This is a genomic window from Pseudomonas baltica, from assembly GCF_014235765.1.
GTDB classification, from domain to species: Bacteria; Pseudomonadota; Gammaproteobacteria; order Pseudomonadales; family Pseudomonadaceae; genus Aquipseudomonas; species Aquipseudomonas baltica.
Genome location: NZ_JACMYH010000001.1, coordinates 1,104,091 through 1,126,961, shown reverse-complemented (window position 1 = coordinate 1,126,961; position 22,871 = coordinate 1,104,091). Strand labels below are relative to the sequence as shown.

Annotated in this window: 21 protein-coding genes and 1 pseudogene; 8 read left to right on the top strand and 14 right to left on the bottom strand. The window is 64.9% G+C overall.

The genetic code is table 11. The annotated features are described in order from the left end of the window. The 3 genes from H7993_RS04940 to H7993_RS04930 form a co-directional block, all read right to left on the bottom strand. Positions 1-1,242 (bottom strand): arsenic transporter, encoded by a 1,242-nt coding sequence (locus tag H7993_RS04940; protein ID WP_185793659.1) that lies wholly within the window; start codon positions 1,240-1,242, stop codon positions 1-3. After that, entirely contained in the window at positions 1,224-2,474 is a 1,251-nt protein-coding gene (locus H7993_RS04935) for an MFS transporter (protein WP_185793658.1), read from the bottom strand. The genes H7993_RS04940 and H7993_RS04935 overlap by 19 nt, the downstream gene beginning before the upstream one ends. A 96-nt stretch (positions 2,475-2,570) precedes the next feature. Continuing rightward, a complete protein-coding gene (locus tag H7993_RS04930; protein ID WP_185793657.1) occupies positions 2,571-2,912 on the bottom strand; it encodes a hypothetical protein in 342 nt (113 codons plus the stop codon). A gap of 174 nt (positions 2,913-3,086) precedes the next feature. Between H7993_RS04930 and H7993_RS20885 the strand changes: the two are divergent. From H7993_RS20885 to H7993_RS04895, 8 genes and pseudogenes are all read left to right on the top strand, one after another. Continuing rightward, positions 3,087-3,596 (top strand): annotated as a pseudogene (locus tag H7993_RS20885) (MCP four helix bundle domain-containing protein); the annotation flags it as partial. Positions 3,597-3,668: 72 nt separating this feature from the next. Next, positions 3,669-4,727 (top strand): methyl-accepting chemotaxis protein, encoded by a 1,059-nt coding sequence (locus H7993_RS20880; RefSeq protein WP_425311989.1) that lies wholly within the window; start codon positions 3,669-3,671, stop codon positions 4,725-4,727. Positions 4,728-4,856: 129 nt separating this feature from the next. After that, positions 4,857-6,668 carry a putative bifunctional diguanylate cyclase/phosphodiesterase gene (locus H7993_RS04920; RefSeq protein ID WP_185793655.1) on the top strand — a complete coding sequence of 604 codons (1,812 nt, stop codon included), beginning with the start codon at positions 4,857-4,859 and terminating at the stop codon, positions 6,666-6,668. Positions 6,669-6,700: 32 nt separating this feature from the next. After that, on the top strand, positions 6,701-7,438 hold the full coding sequence (locus H7993_RS04915; RefSeq protein WP_185793654.1) for an AzlC family ABC transporter permease: 738 nt from the start codon (positions 6,701-6,703) through the stop codon (positions 7,436-7,438). After that, a complete protein-coding gene (locus H7993_RS04910) occupies positions 7,435-7,761 on the top strand; it encodes an AzlD domain-containing protein (RefSeq protein ID WP_185793653.1) in 327 nt (108 codons plus the stop codon). Before H7993_RS04915 ends, H7993_RS04910 begins: the two co-directional genes overlap by 4 nt. A gap of 120 nt (positions 7,762-7,881) precedes the next feature. Beyond that, positions 7,882-9,741, top strand: coding sequence for an ABC transporter ATP-binding protein (locus H7993_RS04905; RefSeq protein ID WP_122478667.1), 1,860 nt, complete (start codon positions 7,882-7,884; stop codon positions 9,739-9,741). A gap of 68 nt (positions 9,742-9,809) precedes the next feature. After that, a complete protein-coding gene (locus tag H7993_RS04900; RefSeq protein ID WP_185793652.1) occupies positions 9,810-11,000 on the top strand; it encodes a CaiB/BaiF CoA transferase family protein in 1,191 nt (396 codons plus the stop codon). Beyond that, the gene (locus H7993_RS04895; protein WP_185793651.1) at positions 10,997-11,932 is read left to right on the top strand and encodes a hydroxymethylglutaryl-CoA lyase; all 936 of its coding nucleotides are present in this window, start codon (positions 10,997-10,999) and stop codon (positions 11,930-11,932) included. The genes H7993_RS04900 and H7993_RS04895 overlap by 4 nt, the downstream gene beginning before the upstream one ends. A 420-nt stretch (positions 11,933-12,352) precedes the next feature. On the opposite strand, the gene H7993_RS04890 is transcribed toward H7993_RS04895, so the two are convergent. The 11 genes from H7993_RS04890 to sctJ all read right to left on the bottom strand — a co-directional run bounded on the left by H7993_RS04890 (position 12,353) and on the right by sctJ (position 22,773). Continuing rightward, entirely contained in the window at positions 12,353-14,989 is a 2,637-nt protein-coding gene (locus tag H7993_RS04890; protein WP_185793650.1) for a hypothetical protein, read from the bottom strand. A gap of 99 nt (positions 14,990-15,088) precedes the next feature. Beyond that, the gene (locus H7993_RS04885; RefSeq protein WP_185793649.1) at positions 15,089-16,135 is read right to left on the bottom strand and encodes an EscU/YscU/HrcU family type III secretion system export apparatus switch protein; all 1,047 of its coding nucleotides are present in this window, start codon (positions 16,133-16,135) and stop codon (positions 15,089-15,091) included. After that, complete coding sequence (sctT, locus tag H7993_RS04880) at positions 16,132-16,962, bottom strand: type III secretion system export apparatus subunit SctT (RefSeq protein ID WP_185793648.1); 831 nt, start codon at positions 16,960-16,962, stop codon at positions 16,132-16,134. Before sctT ends, H7993_RS04885 begins: the two co-directional genes overlap by 4 nt. 9 nt (positions 16,963-16,971) lie before the next feature. Next, positions 16,972-17,241, bottom strand: coding sequence for an EscS/YscS/HrcS family type III secretion system export apparatus protein (locus H7993_RS04875; RefSeq protein ID WP_122741901.1), 270 nt, complete (start codon positions 17,239-17,241; stop codon positions 16,972-16,974). A 33-nt stretch (positions 17,242-17,274) separates the two neighbouring features. Beyond that, a complete protein-coding gene (sctR, locus tag H7993_RS04870; protein ID WP_122796795.1) occupies positions 17,275-17,931 on the bottom strand; it encodes a type III secretion system export apparatus subunit SctR in 657 nt (218 codons plus the stop codon). Continuing rightward, positions 17,924-18,979 carry a type III secretion system cytoplasmic ring protein SctQ gene (sctQ, locus tag H7993_RS04865; protein ID WP_185793647.1) on the bottom strand — a complete coding sequence of 352 codons (1,056 nt, stop codon included), beginning with the start codon at positions 18,977-18,979 and terminating at the stop codon, positions 17,924-17,926. The genes sctR and sctQ overlap by 8 nt, the downstream gene beginning before the upstream one ends. Beyond that, positions 18,972-19,451 (bottom strand): hypothetical protein, encoded by a 480-nt coding sequence (locus tag H7993_RS04860; protein WP_185793646.1) that lies wholly within the window; start codon positions 19,449-19,451, stop codon positions 18,972-18,974. The genes sctQ and H7993_RS04860 overlap by 8 nt, the downstream gene beginning before the upstream one ends. Then, positions 19,448-20,779: a FliI/YscN family ATPase gene (locus H7993_RS04855; protein ID WP_185793645.1), complete on the bottom strand. Its 1,332-nt coding sequence runs from the start codon at positions 20,777-20,779 to the stop codon at positions 19,448-19,450. Before H7993_RS04855 ends, H7993_RS04860 begins: the two co-directional genes overlap by 4 nt. After that, positions 20,776-21,390 carry a FliH/SctL family protein gene (locus H7993_RS04850; protein WP_185793644.1) on the bottom strand — a complete coding sequence of 205 codons (615 nt, stop codon included), beginning with the start codon at positions 21,388-21,390 and terminating at the stop codon, positions 20,776-20,778. The genes H7993_RS04855 and H7993_RS04850 overlap by 4 nt, the downstream gene beginning before the upstream one ends. Further along, positions 21,383-22,057, bottom strand: coding sequence for a type III secretion protein (locus H7993_RS04845; protein WP_185793643.1), 675 nt, complete (start codon positions 22,055-22,057; stop codon positions 21,383-21,385). Before H7993_RS04845 ends, H7993_RS04850 begins: the two co-directional genes overlap by 8 nt. Next, positions 22,054-22,773 (bottom strand): type III secretion system inner membrane ring lipoprotein SctJ, encoded by a 720-nt coding sequence (gene sctJ / locus H7993_RS04840; protein ID WP_244646927.1) that lies wholly within the window; start codon positions 22,771-22,773, stop codon positions 22,054-22,056. Before sctJ ends, H7993_RS04845 begins: the two co-directional genes overlap by 4 nt. Positions 22,774-22,871: the final 98 nt, after the last annotated feature.

Here is a 22,871-nt window from a genome sequence, read left to right as displayed (position 1 = left end):
TCAAAGCAGCCACAGGGCGGCGATCAGGGCCGGCGGCATGACCACTGCGCCGAGCTTGAGGAACGTCCAGGCGCTGATTTCGACCCCTTCGCGGCGCACCGCGATCAACCACAGCAAGGTCGCCAGGGAGCCGGTGACCGAGAGGTTGGGGCCCAGGTCGACGCCGACCACCAGCGCGCCGGTGACAGTGGGCGGCAGGTGCGCCAGTTCGTTGATGGACCCGCTGAGCAGGCCGATCGGCAGGTTGTTGCCGATGTTGCAGGCCAGGGCCACCAGGCCTCCTGCCCACCAGTGCGCCTGGGCCGGCGCGTGCCTGGCGGCCTGTTCCAGCCAGTTGGCCAACTGACCGGTCACGCCGGTCTGGCCAATGCCTTCCACCAGCACGAACAGCCCCGCTACCAGCGGCAGCACGCCCCAGGCCACGCCCTTGCACACCGGCCAGGGATTGCTTCTCTGGTACAGGTGGACGACGGCGAGGGTGCTGACGGCGGCGAGGAACGTCGGCAGGCCCAGCGCTTCGTCCAGGGCCGATACGGTCAACAGCAACACCGCCGTGACGGCCAGCCCGCAGGCGGTGAGTCGAGCACCTGCGCTCAGGCGGGGCAGTTGCTCGACGAGTTGCAGGCGCTGCTGCAGATCCCGACGCTGGGTCAGGCGCAAAACCAGATAGGTCATGGCGATGGCCGCCACGGACGGCAGGCTGAACATGGCCAGCCAATCGAGCAGCGGCGGCATGTGCTTGCCGAATATCACCAGATTGGCCGGGTTGGAAATCGGCAGGACGAAACTGGCAGCGTTGGCAATGAACGCGCAGACGAACAGATACGGCAGCGGGTTGACGCGTGCTGCCCGGGTGGCCGCGTACACGGCCGGGGTCAGCACCACGGCCGTGGCATCGTTGGACAGGAAAACAGTCACCACGGTGCCCACCACGAACACCAGATCGAACAGCCGTTGCGCACTGCCGCGGGCCTGGCGGGCAGCGACGGTCGCCAGCCAATCGAACAACCCTTCACGGCGGGCCAGTTCGGCCAGCAGCATCATGCCCACCAGAAACAGGTAGACATCGGTACCCTTGAGTACCGCTGCCAGTGCCGAAGGCAAGGCGATCAAACCGCCAGCGACCAGACCGATCGCTGCCGCCAGCGCCCAGACGTATTCGGGGATGCGCAATGGCCTGGTGATGATGCCCAACGTCGCGAGGAGGCTGACGCCCCAGATGATCAAGCTGGCGTGGGGCAAGGCGTGGCATCCTGTTCAGTGGCGCGGCGCAGGGTTTCCGGCATGGCAGTGAGCAGCAGGACGAAGGCCACCGCAGCAACCCCGGCCAGGGTCAGGAAGGCTGCGCTGTAGCCGGCCTCCTGCACGACCAGGCCGGCCAGGCCGTTGCTCAGCGCAGCGCCCAGGCCGAATGCCGTGGTCAGGGCGCCCAGGCTGACGTTGAAACGCCCGGTACCGTGGGTGAGGTCTTTGACCACCAGCGGAAACAGTGCACCGAACAGGCCGGCGCCAATGCCGTCGAGCAATTGCACGCCCACCAGCCAGTACGGATCATTGGAAAACGTATAGAGCACACCGCGAATCGGCAGGATCAGGAAGCCGGCCAGCAGCAGGGGCTTGCGCCCCCATTGATCGGCACGCGCACCCACCAGCAGGGCGGCGGGCACCATCACCAGTTGCGCGGCGACGATGCAGGCCGAGGTCAATGGGGTAGCCATGCTCAGGTCGATCTGCGAAAGCTTTTGGCTTACCAGCGGCAGCATCGCCGCGTTGGCCAGGTGGAACAGCGCGCAGCACACCGCGAACACCAGCAGCGCGCGGTTGCCCAGCAGCACCTTGAAGCCAGAGGGCTGTTCGTGACCGTCCTGATGGTGTGCCTCCAGCCCACGGGCGACGTCGTGGTCGATGGCATCGGCCTTCACGCAGCTCACTGCCAGTACGCTGGCCAAGGCCATGGCGGCCATCAGGTAGAACACCGCGACCGGGCCGAACAGGTAGGCAAACCCGCCCGCCAGCAGGGCGGCGAAGGCGTTGCCGGCATGGTTGTAGGTTTCGTTGCGGCCGGTACGCCGGGTGAAGGCCTTGGGCCCGGTGATGCCCAGGGAGATGGCGGCGATGGCCGGAGCAAACACCGAGCCGGCGATGGCGCCGAGCGCCTGGGTAGCGGCCACCAGGCCGAACGAAGTAATGAAAGGCAGTACCACGCAACTGGCGGTAACCAGCAAGGCGGCAACCACCACCACCGCACGTTTGTGCCGGGTCTTGTCGATCAGGGCGCCGGCGGGAGTCTGGGTGAGCAGCGCCGCCAGCCCGGCCAGGGTCATCACCAAGCCGATACTGCCGGGGTCCCATTTGTGCACCGCCAGCAGGTAGATTGCCAGATAGGGTCCGAGCCCGTCACGGACATCGGCCAGGAAGAAATTCAGGCCGTCGAGAGACAGCGCGTTACGCCGCGAAGTGGCAGATGTGGCCAAGGCAGTGGTCTCGAATGAGGGCAGGCAGGTACAGAACTGAGTGGGCGGATCGGGCGTAAGTTCCGGGCTCCACAGCGCAATCTTATGAAGATTCTGCTAGCGCGTTTTGGGCCTGAGAAATATCGCCAGAAAGGCAGGCAGGGCAAAGGCGAAAAGGGCAGCGGTGACACCCATGGCGCCCATGGCTGCACCGAACAACGGCGCGCCGGCCGTCTGCCCGAGAGCCAGACAGAGGAACGGAAAACCCAGGCCCAGGTCGGGTCGATCCGGCAGCAGTGCAGTGCCCTGGATCAGGTACGCACCCGAGGACATGATGTAGGCCGCGCCGAACAGGCCCATGGCGACGAAGCCATAGACGATGCTGAACTCGCTTGCGGCCAGGGTCAGGATCGCTGTGACGATGGCCAACAGCGAGCCGCCAATCGTTTTGCGTGTCAACCGAATGCTACAACCCACAGCGGGATTAGTTTGATAGCGTTTAGCTATCATTGCTCCGCGAAATGCCAATTGGCTTCCTTGCCAGCAGCGCCGTAACGTCCGCCGCTTCGGCGCGACTGCACCTTCGGATCGCGCGCCTTTTCCGTCCTCATCGGGCGAACTTTCGAGCCTGCCATGAAAAAACCTTTGTCTCTGGCCACGCGCATAGCCCTGAGCTTTGCGGCCATTCTCGCCTTGTTGGTAATGATCACCGCCATCGGCATCCAGCGTGTTGCGTTCATCGATTCCACGTTGAGCGACGTGAGCGAGAACGCGGCAAAGATCCAGCGTTACGCCATCAATTTTCGCGGCAGCGTGCACAACCGCGCCATCGCCATTCGTGACGCGGTGCTGGTGGACAACGATCGCGACCTGGAAAAACACCTGGCGCAGGTGGCCTCGCTGGAAAAAGACTATGTCGATTCCGCCGCGCCGATGGAGCAGCTGTTCCAGAGCGCTGGCGTAACAGGGGAGGAGCGTCAGTTGCTTGCGGCCATCAAGGGCATCGAGCGGCAGACCCTGGAATCGACCCGCACGCTCATCGAGCTGCGGCGGGGCGGTGATGTGCAAGGTGCCCAGGCTTTGCTGCTGCGCCAGACTTCGGATGACTACAGCGAATGGCTCAAGCGCATCAACGCACTGATCGACTACGAGGAAGCCGCGATCAAGGCCAAGCTGGGTGATGTGCAGGCTACCGCCAGCCAGTTCAGCACGCTGATGCTGGTGGCCACCGGTATCGCGCTGCTGCTGAGCATCGTGCTGTCGATCGTGATCATCCGCTTCGTCAAGTCGACGCTGGGCGCCGAGCCGGCCGAAGTGGCCCTGGCAATCGAGCAACTCGCCGCAGGCAACCTGAACCAGACCATCGTGACCGATTACCCCGGTAGCGTGATGGGGGTATTGCAAACCGCCTTGGGCCATTTGCGCGAGACCATCGAGCAGGTGCGTACGGCGGCGCGGGAAGTCACTCACTCTTCGGCGCAGCTGTCGGCGACCTCCACCGCCAACGACGCGCATATTCGCCTGCAGACCCGTGAGGCCGAACAGGTGGCCACCGCCATCACGCAGATGGCGGCGACCGTGGGCGAAGTGTCCGGGTACGCTGCCCAGGCTGCGGATGCGTCGCGCCTGGCGGATATCGAAGTGGAAAGCGGCAATCGGCTGGTGGCCAGCACCACGCAGGCCATCGAGCAGTTGGCGCTCACCTTGGAGCAGACCACCGACACCGTCGACCAGGTGTCGCGCCACAGCGAAAAGATCGAATCGGTCATCGACGTGATCAACTCGATTGCCGCGCAGACCAACCTGCTGGCGCTCAATGCCGCCATCGAGGCCGCCCGCGCCGGCGAGCACGGCCGTGGCTTTGCCGTGGTCGCCGACGAAGTGCGCTCGCTGGCCAATCGCACCCAGCAGTCGACCGAAGAAATCCGCGAGATGATCAGCACCTTGCAATCGGGCACCGAGGCGGCTGCGCAGACCATGCGCAACAGCTGCGAACTGGTGGGGCAGACCGTCACCCAGACGCGCAGTGCGCAGGAGGCCCTGGCCAAGATCAGCGAGCAGGTGGGTGCGATCAACCTGATGAACGCGCAGATCGCCAGCGCGTCCGTGCAGCAGAGCGCGGTCGCCGACGACGTCTCGCAGAACATCACGCGCATCCATGGCTCGACGGTGCAGTCGTCGACCGGCTCGCAGCAGGTCGCGACCGCCAGCACCGAGCTTGCGCGCCTGGCGGACCGCCTTTCGCAGAAGGTGGCTTTCTTCGGGGTTGTCTAGGCAGACGAAGGGCAGTGGTGCACTCGGAGCAAAGCTGTATACAGTTCCTGGCAAGGCTGCCGATACAACGATGCAGCCTTGTCTTGAGTGACTCCCTTTGCGACTGACCATCGGGCAATGAATACCGTGATGACCCATTTCGCTCCACCTTTCCCGGCCAACGAGCGCGAGCGCGTTGCCCGCGTAGCCGAGCTCTGCTACCGCGACGCGGTCGACGACGATGTGCTGGATCGGATCGTGGCGCTGGCCGCTGAAGTCTTCGGCACGCCGATAGCGCTCATTTCCATTCTCGAAGAACAGCAGCAGTGGTTTCGGGCGAAAGTCGGCATCACCGTTTCATCCACGCCGCGGGATGTGTCCTTCTGCGGTCACACCATTCTGGTCGACGACTTCTTCGAAGTGCCGGACACCCACCACGACCCCCGGTTTCGACACAACGTGCTGGTTACCGGACCGCCGGGCATACGCTACTACGCCGGGGTGCCGCTGCTGACCGATGACGGTCACGCCCTGGGCAGTCTGTGCGTCATCGACAAGCGACCGCGTGCGCCGATGTCAGCCGGCCAGCGGGAAAGCCTGCGGCACCTGGCACAGTTGGTGGTGCACAGGCTGCACGACCTGCGCGCCGACTCGTTCATCGACCGGCCGACCCGCCTGATGAACCGTATTCGCCTGGAAGACGACATCCATCGGCATCTGAGCGCTAGGGAAGAGCCGTTGCTGGTCGCGGTCGATTTCCTCTCGCCCAGTTTCGTCAACGATATCGTCAAGGCGCTGGGCTATTCGTTTTCCCAGCGTCTGGTCAGCGAAATCAGCCGTCGGGTGGCGGGCTTGATCGGCCACGACTGCGTGCTGTACCGGATCGGTCTCACCCGTTTCGCATTCATCAAGCCGCGTGACGAATGCCTGGCGACCTTGTACGCGAGGTTTTCCACGGCCTTCTCCACGCCGGTCGAGCATGACGGGATCCCGATTCGCACGCAGATCGGCATGGGTGCGCTGGAGCTGGACTGCCACACGATCAACGACCGTGACTGGGTGCGTCTGGTGGTCAGTGCCGCCGATTACGCGCGTGACCGCGGCATCGGCTGGGCCAGGTACCAGGCCGAACTGGACATCGCCCAGCAGCGTGCCTTCGTGCTGCTCAGTTCATTGTCGTACGCCCTGGAGGAGTCCGAGCAACTGGGCCTGGTGTTCCAGCCACGCATCGACTTCGCCAGCGGACGCTGCTGCGCGGTCGAGGCGCTGTTGCGTTGGACCCACCCGACTTTGGGGCCGATAGGACCGGACGAATTCATCCCGCTGGCGGAGAAGACCGACCTGATCCGGCTGCTGAGCGTCTGGGTGGTCGAGGCCGCCATCAAGCAGACCCGGCATTGGCGGGATGCAGGCTACGACTTCAAGGTCGCGATCAATATCAGCCCTTGCGATCTGGAGGGGCCGGCTTTCACCGACCGGCTGATCCAGACCCTGGAACGCTATGGCGTCGAGGCTGCGACCCTGGAGATCGAGTTCACCGAAGGCGCGTTGATCAAGAACCCGGCCGAATGCCGGAACCAGCTGACACGCCTGCGTGCGCTGGGCATCGAGATATCCATCGATGACTTCGGCACCGGCTACAGTAACTGGACCTACCTGCGCGAACTGCCTGCCACCTCGGTAAAGCTCGACCGTTCGCTGCTCAAGGACATCGAAAGCCAGGAAAAGGATCGTCGCCTGGTCACCACACTCATTGATCTGGCGCAGCGTCTGGGCTACAAGGTGGTGGCCGAAGGCATCGAGAACCAGGCCAGTTTCGACGCAGTGAAAGGCTGGGGTTGCGACGAGGGGCAGGGTTACTTCATTGCTCCGCCGATGGCCAGCGAACGACTGATCGAGTGGATCGAGCACGAAGGCGGTGCCGCTGCCGTCGCAGAGGCCGCAAGCGAAGTGTCTTGCTGAGGCCAGAGATCACACCCAGCCGAGGAACCTGAATGCCTTTCCCGAGTGCAAGCCAAGCGTTCATCCAGGGCATCCGTGCACTGCTGCCGTTGACCCCTGGGGTGATTCCGTTCGGCCTGGTCACTGGGGTGATGGCGGTCGAACTGGGTCTGTCGCCGGGCACCAGTATCGGCATGACGTTGCTCTTCTACTCGGGTTCAGCGCAGATGGTCGCGTTGCAGCTGCTGCACGTCGGTGTCCTGCCCGTGGCGATCGTCGCTACGGCACTGATCATCAACCTGCGCTTCATCATGTACAGCGCGTCGCTGGCGCCGCATTTTCACGGTTTGCCACGCCGCTGGACCTGGCCGCTGTGCTATTTGCTGTCGGACCAGGCCTACGCGCTGTGCACGCTGAAGTTCGACAGCGGCGAACTGGGCCGCCATGCTCACCATTACTACGCTGGCACCGCAGTGGGCATGTGGCTGGCGTGGCAGGTGTCGGTACTGGCAGGCGTGTACCTGGGCGCGAGCATCCCGCAGAGCTGGTCGTTGAGCTTCGCCATACCCTTGTCCTTCCTGGCGCTGCTGGTGCCTGGCATCCGCAGCCCGGCGACCTTGGGCGCGGCCGTGGTAGGCGGGGTGCTCGCCGTGCTGGCGGTGAACCTGCCTTACAACCTTGGACTGGTCATCGCTGCGGTGGGTGGCATCGCTGCGGGCCTCGCCATCGAAACCTGGCGCGACCGGGTCGCCTCGCGCGCTGGCGCCGACCCCGAGGAGCGAGCCTCGTGAGCGACCTGGGCCTGTGGGCGCTGTTCGTTGCCGTAGGCGTGGGAACCTTCGCCATGCGTCTGTGCTTCGTCGAGCTGCACGGCCGCTGGCGCATGCCCGAGCTGCTCAGTCGCGCCTTGCGCTACGTGCCAGCCAGCGTCCTCGCCGCGCTGGTGCTGCCGGCGGTGATCTACCCGAACGGACAGGGTGCACCGGTGCTGGACAATCCGCAGATTCCGGCGGCGATCGCAGCCGCGGTGGTCGCCTGGAAGTTCAAGAGCACGGTGCTGACCCTGGCCGTCGGAATGGCCGTGCTCTGGGGATTGAAGGCCCTGGCGAGCTAGTGGATTGCACCCCGCGCGCGCTTGCCGAATGCACCGTTCTTCGCAAAGCCGCCCATCGCGACCCACGAGTGCGCCATTAAGTGGCAGAATCTGCGCCACTTGATTCCGATGGAGACCCCCATGCTTCGTGCATTCGAACGAAGGCTCGACCCTTTCCCACCCGATGAAGTACCGCCGCCACCCGATGGCCTGGCCCGTTTTCTCTGGGCCTGCACGCGCGGTGCGCGCGGCTATATCCTGGCATTTGCGGTGCTCAGCGCTGCGGTGTCGGTCTATGAAGCCTGGCTGTTTTCCTTTCTTGGCCAGGTCGTCGACCTGCTCACCACCTGGCAGCAGGGCGGCGATGCCGCTGCCCAGGAAAGCCGCGTGTTGTGGGGCATGGGCCTGGTGATGGTGGGCAGCATCGCCCTGGTCGCCTTGCGCACCATGGTCCAGCACCAGATTCTGGCGATCAACCTGCCGCTCAGGCTGCGTTGGGACTTCCACCGGCTGATGCTGCGGCAAAGCCTGTCGTTCTTCTCCGACGAATTTTCCGGGCGGGTCACCACCAAGGTGATGCAGACCGCCCTGGCCGTGCGCGACGTGCTGTTCACCCTGATCGAGATCCTGCCGGGCATCGGCGTGTATTTCATCGCCATCATCGCTCTGGCCGGTGGTTTCGCACCCAAGCTGATGCTGCCGTTCGTGGCCTGGCTGGTGCTGTTCGGCCTGGCCATGCTGTATTTCGTGCCACGCCTGGGCAAGGTCGGGCAAGAGCAGGCCCACGCCCGTTCGTCGATGACCGGACGCATTTCCGATGCCTACACCAACATCGCCACGGTCAAGCTGTTCTCTCACTCCAACCGCGAGGCGCACTTCGCCCGTGCGGCCATGGAAGACTTCAAGAACACCGGCTTCCGCCAGATGCGTCTGGTCAGCCAGTTCGAGATCGTCAACCAGGCGCTGGTGGTCGGCCTGCTGATGGCGGCCGGTGGCTACGCGCTGTGGCTGTGGCACCTGGGCGAGATCGGGACCGGCGCCGTCGCGGCGATCACTGCCATGGCGCTGCGTATCAACGGCATGTCGCACTGGATCATGTGGCAGATGACCTCGTTGTTCGAAAACATCGGCACGCTGCAGGATGGCATGGGCACGCTGACCCGTGGGGCGAAGGTGCAGGACGCGCCCGACGCAGGTGCTCTGACGACTTCCGGCGGGGCGGTGACGTTCGACAACGTGAGCTTCAACTACAACGGCGAACGCCAGGTGCTCGACGGTTTGAGCCTGGACATCCGCCCGGGCGAGAAGATCGGCCTGGTCGGGCGCTCGGGTGCGGGCAAATCGACGCTGATCAACCTGCTGCTGCGTTTTTACGATGTCGACAGTGGCGAGATCCGCATCGATGGGCAGAACATCGCCCATGTAACCCAGGACAGCCTGCGCAGCGCCATCGGCATGGTGACCCAGGACACCTCGCTGCTGCACCGCTCCATTCGCGACAACATCGCCTATGGGCGTCCCGATGCCACCGACGAGCAGGTGCGCAGTGCGGCCGCCAGCGCCCAGGCCGATGAGTTCATCAGCCAGCTGAGCGACCGCCAGGGCCACAGTGGCTACGACACCTTGGTAGGCGAGCGGGGCATCAAACTGTCCGGCGGCCAGCGCCAACGCGTGGCGATTGCACGGGTGATGCTCAAGAACGCGCCGATCCTGTTGCTCGACGAGGCCACCAGCGCGCTGGACTCGGAAGTCGAAGTGGCCATCCAGGAAAGCCTCGATCACATGATGCAGGGCAAGACCGTGATCGCCATTGCCCACCGCCTGTCGACCATCGCCGCCATGGACCGGCTCATCGTCATGGACCAGGGGCGCATTCTCGAACAGGGCACCCATGCCCAGCTGCTGGCGAAAAACGGTATCTATGCACGGCTGTGGCAGCACCAGAGCGGCGGTTTCCTCGGCGAGGACCAGCAACTGACCGAGGGCGTCAATCAGGACTGAGTGGCGCGCCATGTCTCCTGCGCCGCGTCGCAGATCATCCTTTTTTCAACAGACATCGAGGCTGCCCCATGACTGCTCTTAGCGGAATCCGTGTCATCGAGATCGGAACCCTCATCGCTGCGCCGTTCGCTGCGCGCATGATGGGCGAGTTCGGTGCCGAGGTGATCAAGATCGAAACCCTGGGGCAGGGCGACCCCCTTCGCAAGTGGCGAAAACTCCACGAAGGCACTTCGTTGTGGTGGTACCTGCAATCGCGCAACAAGAAATCTCTGGCGCTGAACCTCAAGTCTGCCGAAGGCATCGAGATCGTCAAGCAACTGGCCGAAAGCGCCGACGTACTGATCGAGAACCTACGTCCCGGCGCCCTGGAGAAACTCGGCCTGGGCTGGGACGTCTTGCATGCGCTGAACCCCAAGCTGACGCTGGTGCGCATCTCCGGCTATGGCCAGTCCGGCCCTTACCGCGACCGGCCAGGTTTCGGCGCGATCGGCGAGGCCATGGGCGGCATTCGCTACACCACCGGCCACCCGGACTCACCGCCGGCACGGGTGGGGGTCAGCCTGGGTGATTCGCTGGCGTCCATGCATGCGGTGATGGGCGCGCTGATGTCGTTGCTGCGGGTCAAGACCGGTCAGGGTGACGGTCAGGTGGTCGATGTCTCCCTGGCCGAAAGCGTCTTCAACGTGATGGAAAGCCTGGTGCCCGAGTACGCCATGCTCGGCCATGTGCGCGAGCGCAGCGGCGGCGCTTTGCCCGGTATCGCCCCGTCCAATACCTATCCCACTGCCGATGGCGGTTATGTGGTGATCGCGGGCAACAGCGATCCCATTTTCAAGCGCCTGATGAACGCCATCGGTCGAGCCGATCTGGGCGATGACCCGGCGTTCGCTCACAACGATGGCCGAGCTGCGCAGAGCGACCTGCTCGATGGCGCCATCAGCGCCTGGAGCGCCCAGCGCCCTATCGAGGATGTGTTGCAGGCACTGGAAAGCGCCGAGGTGCCTGCCGGGCGTATCTACTCGGTCGCTGATATCGTCGCCGACCCGCATTATCAGGCCCGCGGCATGATTCTCGATGCGCAGCTGCCCGGTGGCGTGGCAACGAAAATGCCCGGCATCGTGCCCAAGCTCTCCGCCACGCCGGGTGTGGTCAATTGGCAGGGGCCCAGCCTGGGGCAGCATACCCAGGCCGTGCTGACCGAGCTGGGCCTGAGCGAGAGCGCTATCCAGCGCCTGAAGGATGAGGGGATCGTGCAGTGATAAACGACTACTCGCAACGTCTCGTCGTTCAGGAAGTGGCGCCCCGTGATGGTCTGCAGATCGAGCCGATCTGGGTTGCCACCGCAGACAAGATTGCCTTGATCGACCAGCTTTCGCTGGCGGGCTTCAGCCGCATCGAGGCCGGTTCCTTCGTTTCGCCCAAGGCCATTCCAGCCCTGCGCGATGGCGAACAGGTGTTCCATGGCATCGCCCGCCAGCCGGGTGTGACCTACGTGGCGCTGATCCCCAATCTCAAGGGGGCGCAGCGCGCGCTCGTCGCCAAGGCGGATGAACTCAACCTGGTGTTGTCGGCCAGCCAGAGCCACAACCGCGCCAACATGCGCATGACCCGTGAACAATCCCTGGCAGGCTTCACCGAAGTGCTCGAGCTGGCCCGCGGTACGTCGGTCAGCCTCAATGGCACTATCGCCACGACCTTCGGCTGCCCGTTCGAAGGCGCCATCGATGAACGCGTGGTGATGGACCTGGTCGATGCCTATCAGCGGCTCGGCATGCAGGGCGTGACCCTGGCCGACACCACGGGCATGGCCAACCCGCGCCAGGTCTACGCATTGGTCCGGCGGGTGCTGGAACAGTTGCCCGCCGAAGCGCTGACCCTGCATTTCCACAATACCCGCGGGCTGGGATTGAGCAACGTCCTGGCTGCCTACGAAGCCGGTGCGCGGCGCTTCGATGCGTCGCTCGGGGGGTTGGGCGGATGCCCGTTCGCGCCGGGCGCCTCGGGCAACATCTGCACCGAAGATCTGGTGAACCTGTGTGAGGAGATGGGCATTCCCACCGGCATCGATCTGCCCCGTCTGCTCGACCTTTCTCGCACCTTGCCAGCGCTGCTGGGGCATGAAATGCCGGGGCAGGTGGCGAAGGCGGGGCGTAACGCAGACCTTCATCCGCTGCCGCCGGGACTTGGCTGAGCAGCACCGCAGCATCGTCGTTCGTTACCCAGACAACAACGAAAAAGCATCCCGCTCAGGGGTTCGCCTGGAGAAAAACGGACCGTGCTCGAACGTAGGAGCGGTCCGTGGCCGCGAAAGGCGCACCGCGTTGCATCAGGCATACCGCGTCACGGCTTTCGCGGCCGATGACCGCTCCTACAGTGGGGCGCGATCGAACGTAGGAGCGGTCCGTGGCCGCGAAAGGCGCACCGCGTTGCATCAGGCATACCGCGTCACGGCATTCGCGGCCGGTGACCGCTCCTACAGTGGGGACGCGATCGAACGTAGGAGCGGTCCGTGGCCGCGAAGGGGGTGCTGCGGTGCATCAGGCATACCGCATAACGGCTTTCGCGGCCGGTGACCGCTCCTACGGGTTGCGCAGGGGCGGTCGGTGCGCGATCAGCCTACGCGGTCCAGGCGGGTGTCAAGGTTTTCGCCGTCGCCCTTGTAGTCGTCATGCTTGACGTCGTCGAAGCCTTCTTCCGGCAGATGACCTTCCTCGGCGTAGAACTCGTACTCACCGTCGCGATACTCGAAGATGCTTTTATCGTCGGGCGCGTCGCGCTGGCCGTAGTTGTACATGTAGGTGTCGAGGAATTCGAAGCGCTTGTCGCCGTCTTCGGTCAGCAAGCCCTGCTCGGACAGGTCGGCAAACAACCCTTGCAGGTCATCGCGGTGGTCATCCATGCGGTTGTTGTGCTTGATGTCTTCGACGATCAGGAACGGCGTCAGCGCCAGGGTAAGGGCAGCACCGGCCCACAACAGTGGCCCGGTCAACGCCCTGGCCACGTTGGAACCCACCAGCGCGGCCATCTGCGCACCCCCGCCGGCTACGTTGAAGGCCCCGGCGGCCACGGTGATCGCGCCCTGTGCGACGACCGTCTGGTCGTTGCTGTTGAGCCCGCTCTTGATCTTCAGGCCGCCCAGCACCAGATCGGCCACACCGGTGAAGGTATTGGCGCCGGCGTCCATGATCCGCAGGAACGCGGAAACCGCGCGGGTGCTGGGCGTGCTGCCATTGAGCCCGGGATTCTTGGCGAAGCCGTCGCGGAAGCCCTCGGTCAAGGTCTTCATGTTGTCTTCGGAAAGGTTGAGCTTTTCCGCCAGCTTCTTCTTGTCGTCGATCGGCGCTGCATCGACGGCTGCATTGAAGTCCTCGAACAGCTTCTTCAGGTCGCCTTCCACCACACTGAACGGCCGCCCGCCGCCCTGGGGCTGGTCCTTGCCGAAGATCTGCGGCAGCGACTTGTCCAGGCCCAGCATCTGGTTGACCTGAGTGCCACGCACGCTGTCGACGATATTAGAACCCAGATTGACGAAGTGCTGGCCGGCGCCGAGCACACTGACCATGTCCTTGGCGATGGCTAGCCGCTCTTCCGGGGTATCGGCCAGGCTGCCGCCCTTGCCGACCAGCTGGTAGATACCCGAGGCCAGCGAGATCAGTCCGCCGGCCGATCCCAGCACGCCGTTGCCGTTGAGCTCGCTCAGGGTGCGCAGCATGCTGCCATGGGCGCCTTCGCCGAGGGTCTTGTAGACGTCCTTGCCCATGACCTTCTCGATATCGGTCTGGGTCACCGTGCCGTTCTGGCTGAACGTGGCACCCAGTTCCTTCAAGGCACTGGCGAAGGTTTTGGCGGTTTGCTTGTTGCCGAGAAATTCCTGGACGAAACGTTCGGTTTCCACGGTACGTCGAGGGATGTCCACGCCGCCTTTCTTCAAGGCCGTCAGCAGCGTCTTGATCGTATCCTGGGTGGCCAGCGCCGTGTTCTGGTCGTTGATTCCCGACGGATCGGCCAGCAGCTTGTCCAGGTCCATGGTGGTCGCGTCGATCATCATGTGCTGGGAAAACTGTGCGGCCTTTTCTGGATCGAAGGCGGCCAGGGCGGCGTAGGTCTTGCTGATGTCGGCTTCGGCCAGGCCTTCCTTGCCGCTGTTCTTCAGGTCAGCGATGTAGCGCGAGTAGTCTTCGGAGAACGCCATGCTTTCAAGCTTTTCACGCACCGCAGTCTTGTCCGGCAGGGCGTCGAGGGACTTGGCCTGCTGCGCCTGGAAATCCTTCTGCACGCTTTCGGCGCCGAACAGTTCGGCCGTGCGTTCGTCGACCTTGACCCGGTCGATGATCGACGACAGATCGTCGCCGCTGACCTTGGCGGTACTCTGGCCCATGGACATGTCCAGCACCACCATGTCCAGCCCGCCGTCACTGGCGGCCTGCGCGCGCAACGCCGTGTAGAGTTTGGCGCGGTCGTCATCCTTGCCGATGCTGCCGTCCTCCACGCCGGTTTTCCATTGCGCGATCAGGTTCTGCCAGGTCTGCTCACTGACGGTGAGCTTGCGGTTCGCATCGTTGGGGTCGACCGTGCCGGTCTCCAGATTGCCCGCATCCAGTTCGCTCATGGCCGGCAGGTCGGCTTCCTTGCGCGCATCGTCTATCTTGCCGTCGTCGTTGCGGCGGCCTTCATCCACGGCCACGAAGCGTTCATACAGCTGCGGATTGCTCTCCTTGGAAACGATGACCTTGCGACTGCCGCCGTCGGCATCGAACACCTCGGCGCGAACCAGGCCCGGACCGACCTCGTCCTTGACCCCGATGGTCGCGCCGTCGATGTCGGCGTCGGTGAACGGGTTGTCCTTGACCTGCTGGTAACCTTCGTCTTCGCTGGTCTTGATGCCGTCCAGGGTCTTGCCCATGTCGTCCAGGGTATCGAACGCCTCTGGAGTCAACTCGCGGGTAACCACCACCACGCTGTCGTCATGCTTGTACACCATCAGCACGTCCGGGTTGCTGGGGTCACGTTCGATGGTGCGTACCTGATCCAGGCTCGGCGCCTCTTCAGTGCGCAGCACGCTGGCGTCGTGCAGTTTTTCCTGCAGCTCGATCATCTCCCGGGTTGCGGGGTTCTCGATGGGCAGGGGCTTGGGCTGCTGCTGGGCGATGCTCTTGGCGATCGCGATCAAGGCATCGAAGGTCAGCTCGGGACTGGTTTGCGGTGCGACCGGATCGGTCGACGTGGCAGGCTGAAGGGTATCGGTCATCGGCTTGCTTCCTTGTGAGGTGAATGAGCGCGGCGCGACAGCGAGACAGCCGCCGAATGTCCACCGTACAGCCCGAGTGTTTAACTTTTGGGTCACCGCCTAGATCAGCCGTGCACCGACCAGAATGTCGGCCACTTCCTGGAACGTGGCATCCGGTACCGCGTCGCCGGCCGCACGCACGGCAATGCGGCGTGCCAGCGGTGCGTTCACGGCATGGGCGATGCCCAGCGCGCGTGCCTGTTCCAGCATCGCCGCCGATTCCTGCCCATCGGCCCTGCTGACGATCACCGGCACCGGTGTCTCGCCGCGGATGTAGCGCAGGCCCACCGCCCATTGGCCCGCTTCGCCGATCACCAGCGTGGCGTTGTGCAGACCGCGCTTGGTGGCCAGCGCATGCATCTGCTTGCGCTGGCGCTGGCGTGCCTGGCGGATCAGTGGGTCGCCGTCGCTGTCCTTGGTCTCGCGCTTGCGGTCGCTCTTGGTCATGCGCATCTCCCGGCCGAACAGCCACCGCTGCATGAGCACGTCCAGCCCGCCCACCAACAGGAAGGCGATGATCAGGGTGGCTAGCAGCGGCTGGAACATCTGCAGAAACGAGGCTCGTACGCATTCGGCGCCGCAGCCAGAGGACTGCATCAGGCTCTGCATGCCGGCGCGATATACCAGGACGAAGGCGACGGTCAACGCGCCGAGCTTGAACAGCCCCTTGAGCAACTCGATGAGGCTGCGCAGCGAAAAAATGCGCTTGAACCCCGCGACCGGGCTGATGCGCTCGAACTCGGGCTTGATCGGGTCGGCGCTGAACACCGGGCCGCCCATGGTCACCAGGTTGCTCAGCACCACGGTCACCACCGTCACCGCCAGCAGCGGCAAGGTGACGCTCAGCAGCAGGTCCACCGCAGTGCTCTGCACCCGCGGCCAGAGGCTGGCGAACGGTTCGCTCCAGACCTGGGCAACCAGCTCGACGAAGGCCATGCAACGTTGCTGCAGGCCTTCGGCGACGCTGATCAGGTACAGGCTGCAGGTCAGGATGACCATGGCGGTAACCATGTCCTGGCTCTTCGGCAGTTGGCCTTTGTTGCGCGCATCGCGCAGTTTTTTCTGCGAGGCGGGCAGTGACTTCTCTTCGCTGGGTTGCTCGCTCACGGCGCACCTGTCTGCAGGCCGGCCTGCACCGTCGACTCGACCACGTCGAACCAGCCGCGCATCGCGCCCAGCTGGCTGAGCATGTAGGGAATCATGAAGCTGACATAGACGACCATCAGGAACGAGAACAGCAGGTTCTTCACCGACAGCGACAGGTCGAACACGTGCAACTGCGGCGCCATGCGTGCCAGGTAGGCCAGCAGCAGGTCGGCGGTGAGGATGGCGATCACCACCGGGGCGATCATCAGCACGCCGGTCTGCATGACCTTGTCCAGCACGCCCACGATCTCCATGACACTGTTCTCGCCCAGTGCCGGCGCCGCCGCCAGTGCCGGCCACAACTGGTAGCTGCGGTACAGCCCGTCGAGCATCAGGGTGAACCCGCCGGACATGAAGAACAGCGTGATCAAAGTGATGCTCAGCAGGGTCGAGGTGACGCTCGATTCGCCCGAGCTCAGCGGATCGAGCAGCTGCGCCATGGTCGAGCCACGTTGCAGGTCGATCAGCTCGCCAGCGACTTCGGCGGCCCAGAAAGGGATACCGAAGATCAACCCGATGACCACGCCGATCACCATTTCCTTGATCAGCAGCGCCATCAACATCAGGGTCGACGGCGCCTGCTCGCCTGCCAGGGCGATGAAGATGTCCGGGGCAATCGGAATCGACACCACCACCGCGACCGCGCTGCGGATCATGCCGGTCAGGCCCAGCCGATTGAACGCCGGGGTGATGATGATCATGCCCAGGGCGCGGGCCACGGCCATGCCGAAGGCGCTGAGCAGGGGGTAGGCGAGGTCGAAGAAACCTGTCAGTTGCTCACCGAGCATGGGCCACCGTCAACGTGTCCACGCGGGAAAGTTGTCGAGCATCTGCCCGGCCAGGTTTACCACCTGGCTCGCCAGCAGTGGACCGAGCACCAGCAGCACCAGCATGACCGCGACCAGCTTGATCGCCTGCGGCAGGGTCTGGTCCTGGATCTGGGTCAGCGCCTGGACCAGGCCGACGCCGAAGCCGACCACGATGGCCACCAGCAACGCTGGCGCCGACAGCAGCAATACGGTCATCAGCGCGTCTTTCATCACTGTCAGGAAGATGTCCTGGCCCATGACTGCTACCTCGCGAGGGGGGGTGGTCGACGTTCATGCGCCGTAGCTCATGATCAGTCCGTGCATGAGGCGCGACCAACCGCTCACGGCCACGAACAGAAAGATCTTCAACGGGATCGAGATCAGCGTCGGCGATACCATCATCATGCCCATCGCCATGAGGATGTTGGAGACGATCAGGTCGATCACCAGGAACGGGATGTAGAGCAGAAAGCCGATCTCGAAGGCACGGGTCAGCTCGGAGCTGACGAACGCCGGGATCAATACCACCAGATCGTCTTCGCGAAGATCGGCGCGGGCTTCCTCCGACCAGATACTCTCGGTCGCCTGCAGAAAGAACGCGCGCTCATCCGGATTGGCGTAGCGCGACAGGTGCGCCTGCAACGGTGCGCGCAGCACGTCGCCGGCTTCGCGAATGCCGTCCACGCTCTGCAGGCTGATGGGCTGGGCTTCGAGGCGGTGGAGCATTTCCCCCACCAGCGGCGTGGTGATGTAGACGGTGAGAATCAGCGCGATGCCGTACAGCACCAGGTTGGGCGGCGTCTGCTGCACGCCCAAAGCGTTGCGGATGAGAAACAGCACCACGGAGATCTTCAGGAAGCCGGTCATGGTGACCACCACCAACGGCACCAGGCCGATGGTGGAGACCACGATGATGATTTCGATCAGGTTGGGTTGCAGCTCATTCATGGGCTGCACGGCTCGTCAAGCGCACCCCCAGGCCTTCGCCCAGGGTGACCAGTTCGCCTTGGCCGAAGGCTTTGCCATTGGCATGCAGCATGACCTGCTGACCCTCTCGGTCCGGCAGGGGCAACACGCTGCCGCAGACCAGTGCGCCAAGGGTCTGCACCGTCACTTCGAGGTGCCCGACTTCGCAGACCAGGGTGACGGGCAAATGCGCTGCAAGGTGGTCGGGGGATTGCGCCATGGTGGATTCTCCTGAGGAAGGCGAAAGGAACGGAAAGGAAGCCGGCGACGGTGAATCGTCCAGGCGCAGGCCGCCGGGGATGAGCGTGGCAAACGCGTGCAGGCGCTCGGCGATGCTTACCAGCACGCCTTCGCAAGGTCGATCGAGCATGACCACGTCGCCCGGCGCCAGGCTGTACAGTTCGTCCAGGGACAGCCGCTGCCAGCCGCAGGCGACCGATACCGGCAGGGGTAGCCAGCCAGGGTGCTCCGGCACGCGTGGTACCTGGGTATCGAGCAGGGCCAACAGACGTTGAGCGGCGCCCGGGTCGAGCGCCAGACCCAAGGTGGCGTGCCACGCGCCTTGGCTGACGGCCAATCCCAGGCGCACCGGCAACGTATTCTCCGCGAGCGGTTCAGGGACGCACTGCAGGGGCTGGGTGGTCAGTTTTTCCAGGGCTTCGACGAGGTCGAGCAGCAGGTACTCGAGCAGCAGGCAACGCTGTTCCGGGGAGGCCTGTTGCAGGCTGGTGCTCGTTTCGGTGCCAAACGCACTGTCCAGCAAGCCCATGGGCAGGTACAGGGCGCCCGCGTCCTGGCCGAGGCTGAAGGCGACGTCGAGGCGCTCGTCGAGCGCCTCGGGCCAGGCGCGCACGGCCAGTTGGCAGGCATGACCGCCCAGCGCGAACTCGATGACGGCGCGCGGGTGCAACCATTGATTGATCAGTTCCCAGGCAGTGGCATCGACCCGGGGGAAATGCGCAAGCACCTGTTGTGGCAACACCGGCGCTGGCGATGCCTGCGCGGGGCGGATCGGGCGGACGTCACCCATGGGGCAAGCGCCCGGGCCGATCTTCTGCTTCCGCTTCGGCGTGCCCCTGCACGCGCAGGCGGATCTGGCGGACTTCCTGTGCCAGCAGTTGGGCCATGGCCTGACACTGTCGCTGGTGCTGTTGACGCTGCTGCCGCAGGGTTTCCAGGTGAGCGTGCGCCTGGGTCCGTTGCTCGCTGAGGGCTTGCAACTGCTGTGCGAATTGCCGATCCAGGTGAACCCGCTCGGAGGCCTGCTGCTGGTAGCGCTGGACCTGCCAATGATCGACGACTTCACCCAGCAGCGCCGCGCCGTTGCGTGCGTCGCGGCGGGCCAGGGCTTCGCTGTGCAGGCAGTGCGCCTGGGTCAGGGTTTCTATCCGCTGCTCCAACTCGTCGCGGCTGCGCGCCTGGCGGGCGGCAGCCATCCGTGCCTTGCGTTCGCGCAACTCGCGCAGTCGCAGCAGCGCCTGCAGGCGCTCGGCGCCGGTCACTCGAGCAACTCGAGCAGCGCACGCACGGTTTGTTCATAGTCGCTGCAACTGTCGGCCTGCTGGCACAGGAATCGCTCGATAGCCCCCTGCCGCGCGATGGCCGCATCGGTCTGCGGATCGCTGCCAGCGCTGTACTCGCCCACCTGCAACAACAGCTGGACATCGGCGTACAGCGCCATGGACTGACGAATCTGCGCCGCGCTCTGGCGTTGCAGCGGCCGCACCACGGCGTCCATCAGGCGGCTGCGACTGCGCAGTATGTCGATGGCCGGGAAGTGGTTCTTCTGCGCCAGGGCGGCGCTGAGCACGATGTGCCCGTCCAGGATCGAGGTGACTTCTTCGGCCACCGGATCCTGGCTGCCGTCGCCTTCGGTAAGGACCGTGTACAGGCCGGTGATGCTGCCGCGCGCGGCCGGTCCCGCGCGCTCCAGCAGGCGCGGCAGGGCGGCGAAGAACGAAGGTGGAAAGCCGCGCCGGGTCGGCGGTTCGCCCGCTGCCAGGCCGACCTCGCGCTGGGCGCGGGCGAAGCGCGTGATGCTGTCCATCAACAGCAGCACATGCAGGCCCTGGTCCCGGAAGTATTCGGCGATGCTGGTTGCCACGTGGGCCGCCTGGACCCGCTCCATGGCTGGACGGTCGGAGGTAGCGACCACGGCGACGGTGCGTGCGCGGGCCTGCGCGCCGAGCTGGACGTCGAGCAATTCGCGTACTTCACGTCCACGTTCGCCGATCAATCCCAGCACGATGACGTCGGCGGCGGTGCCGCGCACGATGCTGGTCAGCAGCGACGATTTGCCCACCCCCGGCTCGCCGAATATGCCCACCCGCTGGCCACGGGCGACAGTCAGCAGGCCGTCTATGGCGCGGATACCCAGGGCCAGCGGCTGCTCGATCAGGCTGCGCGAGAACGCCGCCGGCGGCTCGCCATGCACCGGGTAGTGACGTGCCGGCCCTGGCGCCAGAGGCGGGGCCGGGCCGTCGAGAAAGTGGCCCAGCGGGTCGATGACCCGTCCCAGCAGATGCTCACCCACGCTGACCTTCAGGGGCGCGCCGGTGGGGATCACTTCGCAGCGGGTGGACATGCCTTGCAGCTCGCCGATCGGCGTGAGCAGGGCTTCGTCGCCTTCGAAACCGATGACCTGGGCCGCGACCAGACGCTGGTCGAGGGGATCGCGCAGGTAACACAGCTCACCGATGCGGGCCATTGGCAGGCTGGCGTAGACCATGATTCCGCGAATCCGCCGCACCTTGCCGCGCATCGGTCTTGGTATGGCAGTCGTGGCCCGCGCGAGCAATTCTGGCAGCACGGTGTCGAGTACCGCGCTCATCGGGCAGCTCCGCTGCTGGCAGGGGCAGCTGGCAGACCCAGGGCGAAGCGCAGGCCGCGCAACTGCTCGTCGACGTCCAGGTCGACCAGCGCGGCCGGGCTCGACAGCGTGGCCTGTCGCGGCCCCAGGCTGGCATCGCCCTGAACCTGAATCTGCACCTGTACCACGCCGAGCAGCCCGTCCAGCAAACTCGTGACCGGCGCCAATTGAGCCGGCGGCACGCGCAGGGTCAGTTGCTGCTGGTCGCGGAAGTCGTGCAGGGCGCGCTGGCACAGCTGGGCGATCAGGGGCGCGGCGTCAAGGTCGTCGAGTACCTGGCGAACCAGTGTCAGGCTCAGCTCGGCCAGCTGCACCTGCACCGTGGCCAGATAGCGCTCCACGGCTGCAGCGGTCTCGACCAGCTGTCGACCCGCCGCCGCCTGGCCCTCGGCAAGTCCTTCGGCGCGGGCGGCAGTGCGCAGGTCCTGGGCCTGCCGCTCGGCCAGCTCGAGCAGGTGTCGGGCCTGCTCGCGGGCGTTCTGCAAATACCGTTGGCCGTCGATCCAGTGCGCAGCTTCGTCGGCGCGCACGATGCGCCTGCCAGGGGTTGGCAATGGGCTGGCTTCACTCATGCATGCCCCCCTGGGTCGGCGGATCGCTGCGCACTACCCGCCGCACGATCATTGGCCCGTACTGTTCGATGCGCGGAGTAATCGGCGTGGCGGCGGCCGGGTCATCGATTTTCAATCGGTACCAGGCGGCCAGTGCGCGAGGTTGTTCGGCCAGCCAGGCGTTGACGCAGGCCTGGCCATCTCGTTCGACCACAGCGTCCAGTTCCTCGAGAGAAGCCGGCAGCTCGTGGCTGGCCAGCGGGCAAGCCAAGGCATGTTCGGCCAGGGCCAATTCGAACAGCGCATCACCGAAGTGCTCGCGCAGCGCACGTACTGCCGGTGCGCGAATTTCCCGAACCAGCGCCTCGGCCCAGAACACCACCCCGCAGCGACGCGCCAGTTGCCTGAGTTGCGCGCTGTCCAGGGTGGCCACCGGGACATCCTCGGCCGCCGGGGCGTGCAGCGCCTCGAGGGGTTGCAAGGCAAAGCGTCGCTCCAGCATGCGCGTCAGCCGCTCGCGCAGGCGCGGTTGGGCCAGCATCGCGTCCAGGGTGGCGGCGGGCAGGTCGAGGTTGTCGAAGCAGGCCTGCAGACGTGCCCGGTGCACGTTGTGCAGGGGGCGGGCGGTAAAGGTTCGCCAGCGGCGTTCATGCTCGGCTGCGGCGATCGTGCGTTCCGCTGCGTTCATGTGCCGTCCACCAAGGCGTAGCTGCGCGGCTGACGTGCCTGCCACAGCACATAACCCAGCACCCCAGCCAGCGCCACGATGGCCAGCAGCATCACGCCGAACAGGGTTGCAGCGCGGGTCTGGCTGCTGTCCAGCACCCAGATACCCATGACCGAGGAAAACGCGGGTGCCTGGCGTGCGCGCTCGCGGGCGGCGGCCTGCACGGGAATGACCGAGACGCCGTCGTAGCCCAACCCGGAAATGCCATTGGCGACCAACGTCTTGATCTGCGGTATCAGTGCATTGATGTCCAGCCCGGCTTCGTAGCGTACGAACACCGAGGCCGAAGAGGGGGTGATGTTGCGCTTGAGCAGATCGTTGTCCGGCAGCACCACGTGGACTCGGGCCGAGACCACGCCGTCGACCTGCGATACGGTGTGCGCCAGTTCCTCGCTCAACGCGTAGATCAGCTGGGCGCGCTCCTGGGTGGGCGACGAAACCAGGCCGTTGCTCTTGAACACCTCGCCCATGCTGGCGAAGGTCTGCTCCGGCAGGCCGGCCTGTTCCAGGATCGCCATGGCTTGTGCAAAGCGCTCCTGCGCCACGTTGACGGTCAAGCGCCCGTCCTTCTGCACCACGCGGTCGGCGGGGATGCCTTCGTGCAACAGCGCAGCGACCATGGTGTTGGCCTCGCGCTCGCTGAGATTGGTGTACAGCTGGGTCTTGCAGCCCTGCATCAGGCAGGCGAGCAGGACGATGGCCAGCAGGCGGCGTGTCGTGCGCTGCAGTATCGGCAGAGGCAGTATCGAGACAGGCAGTATCGAGAAAGGCGTAA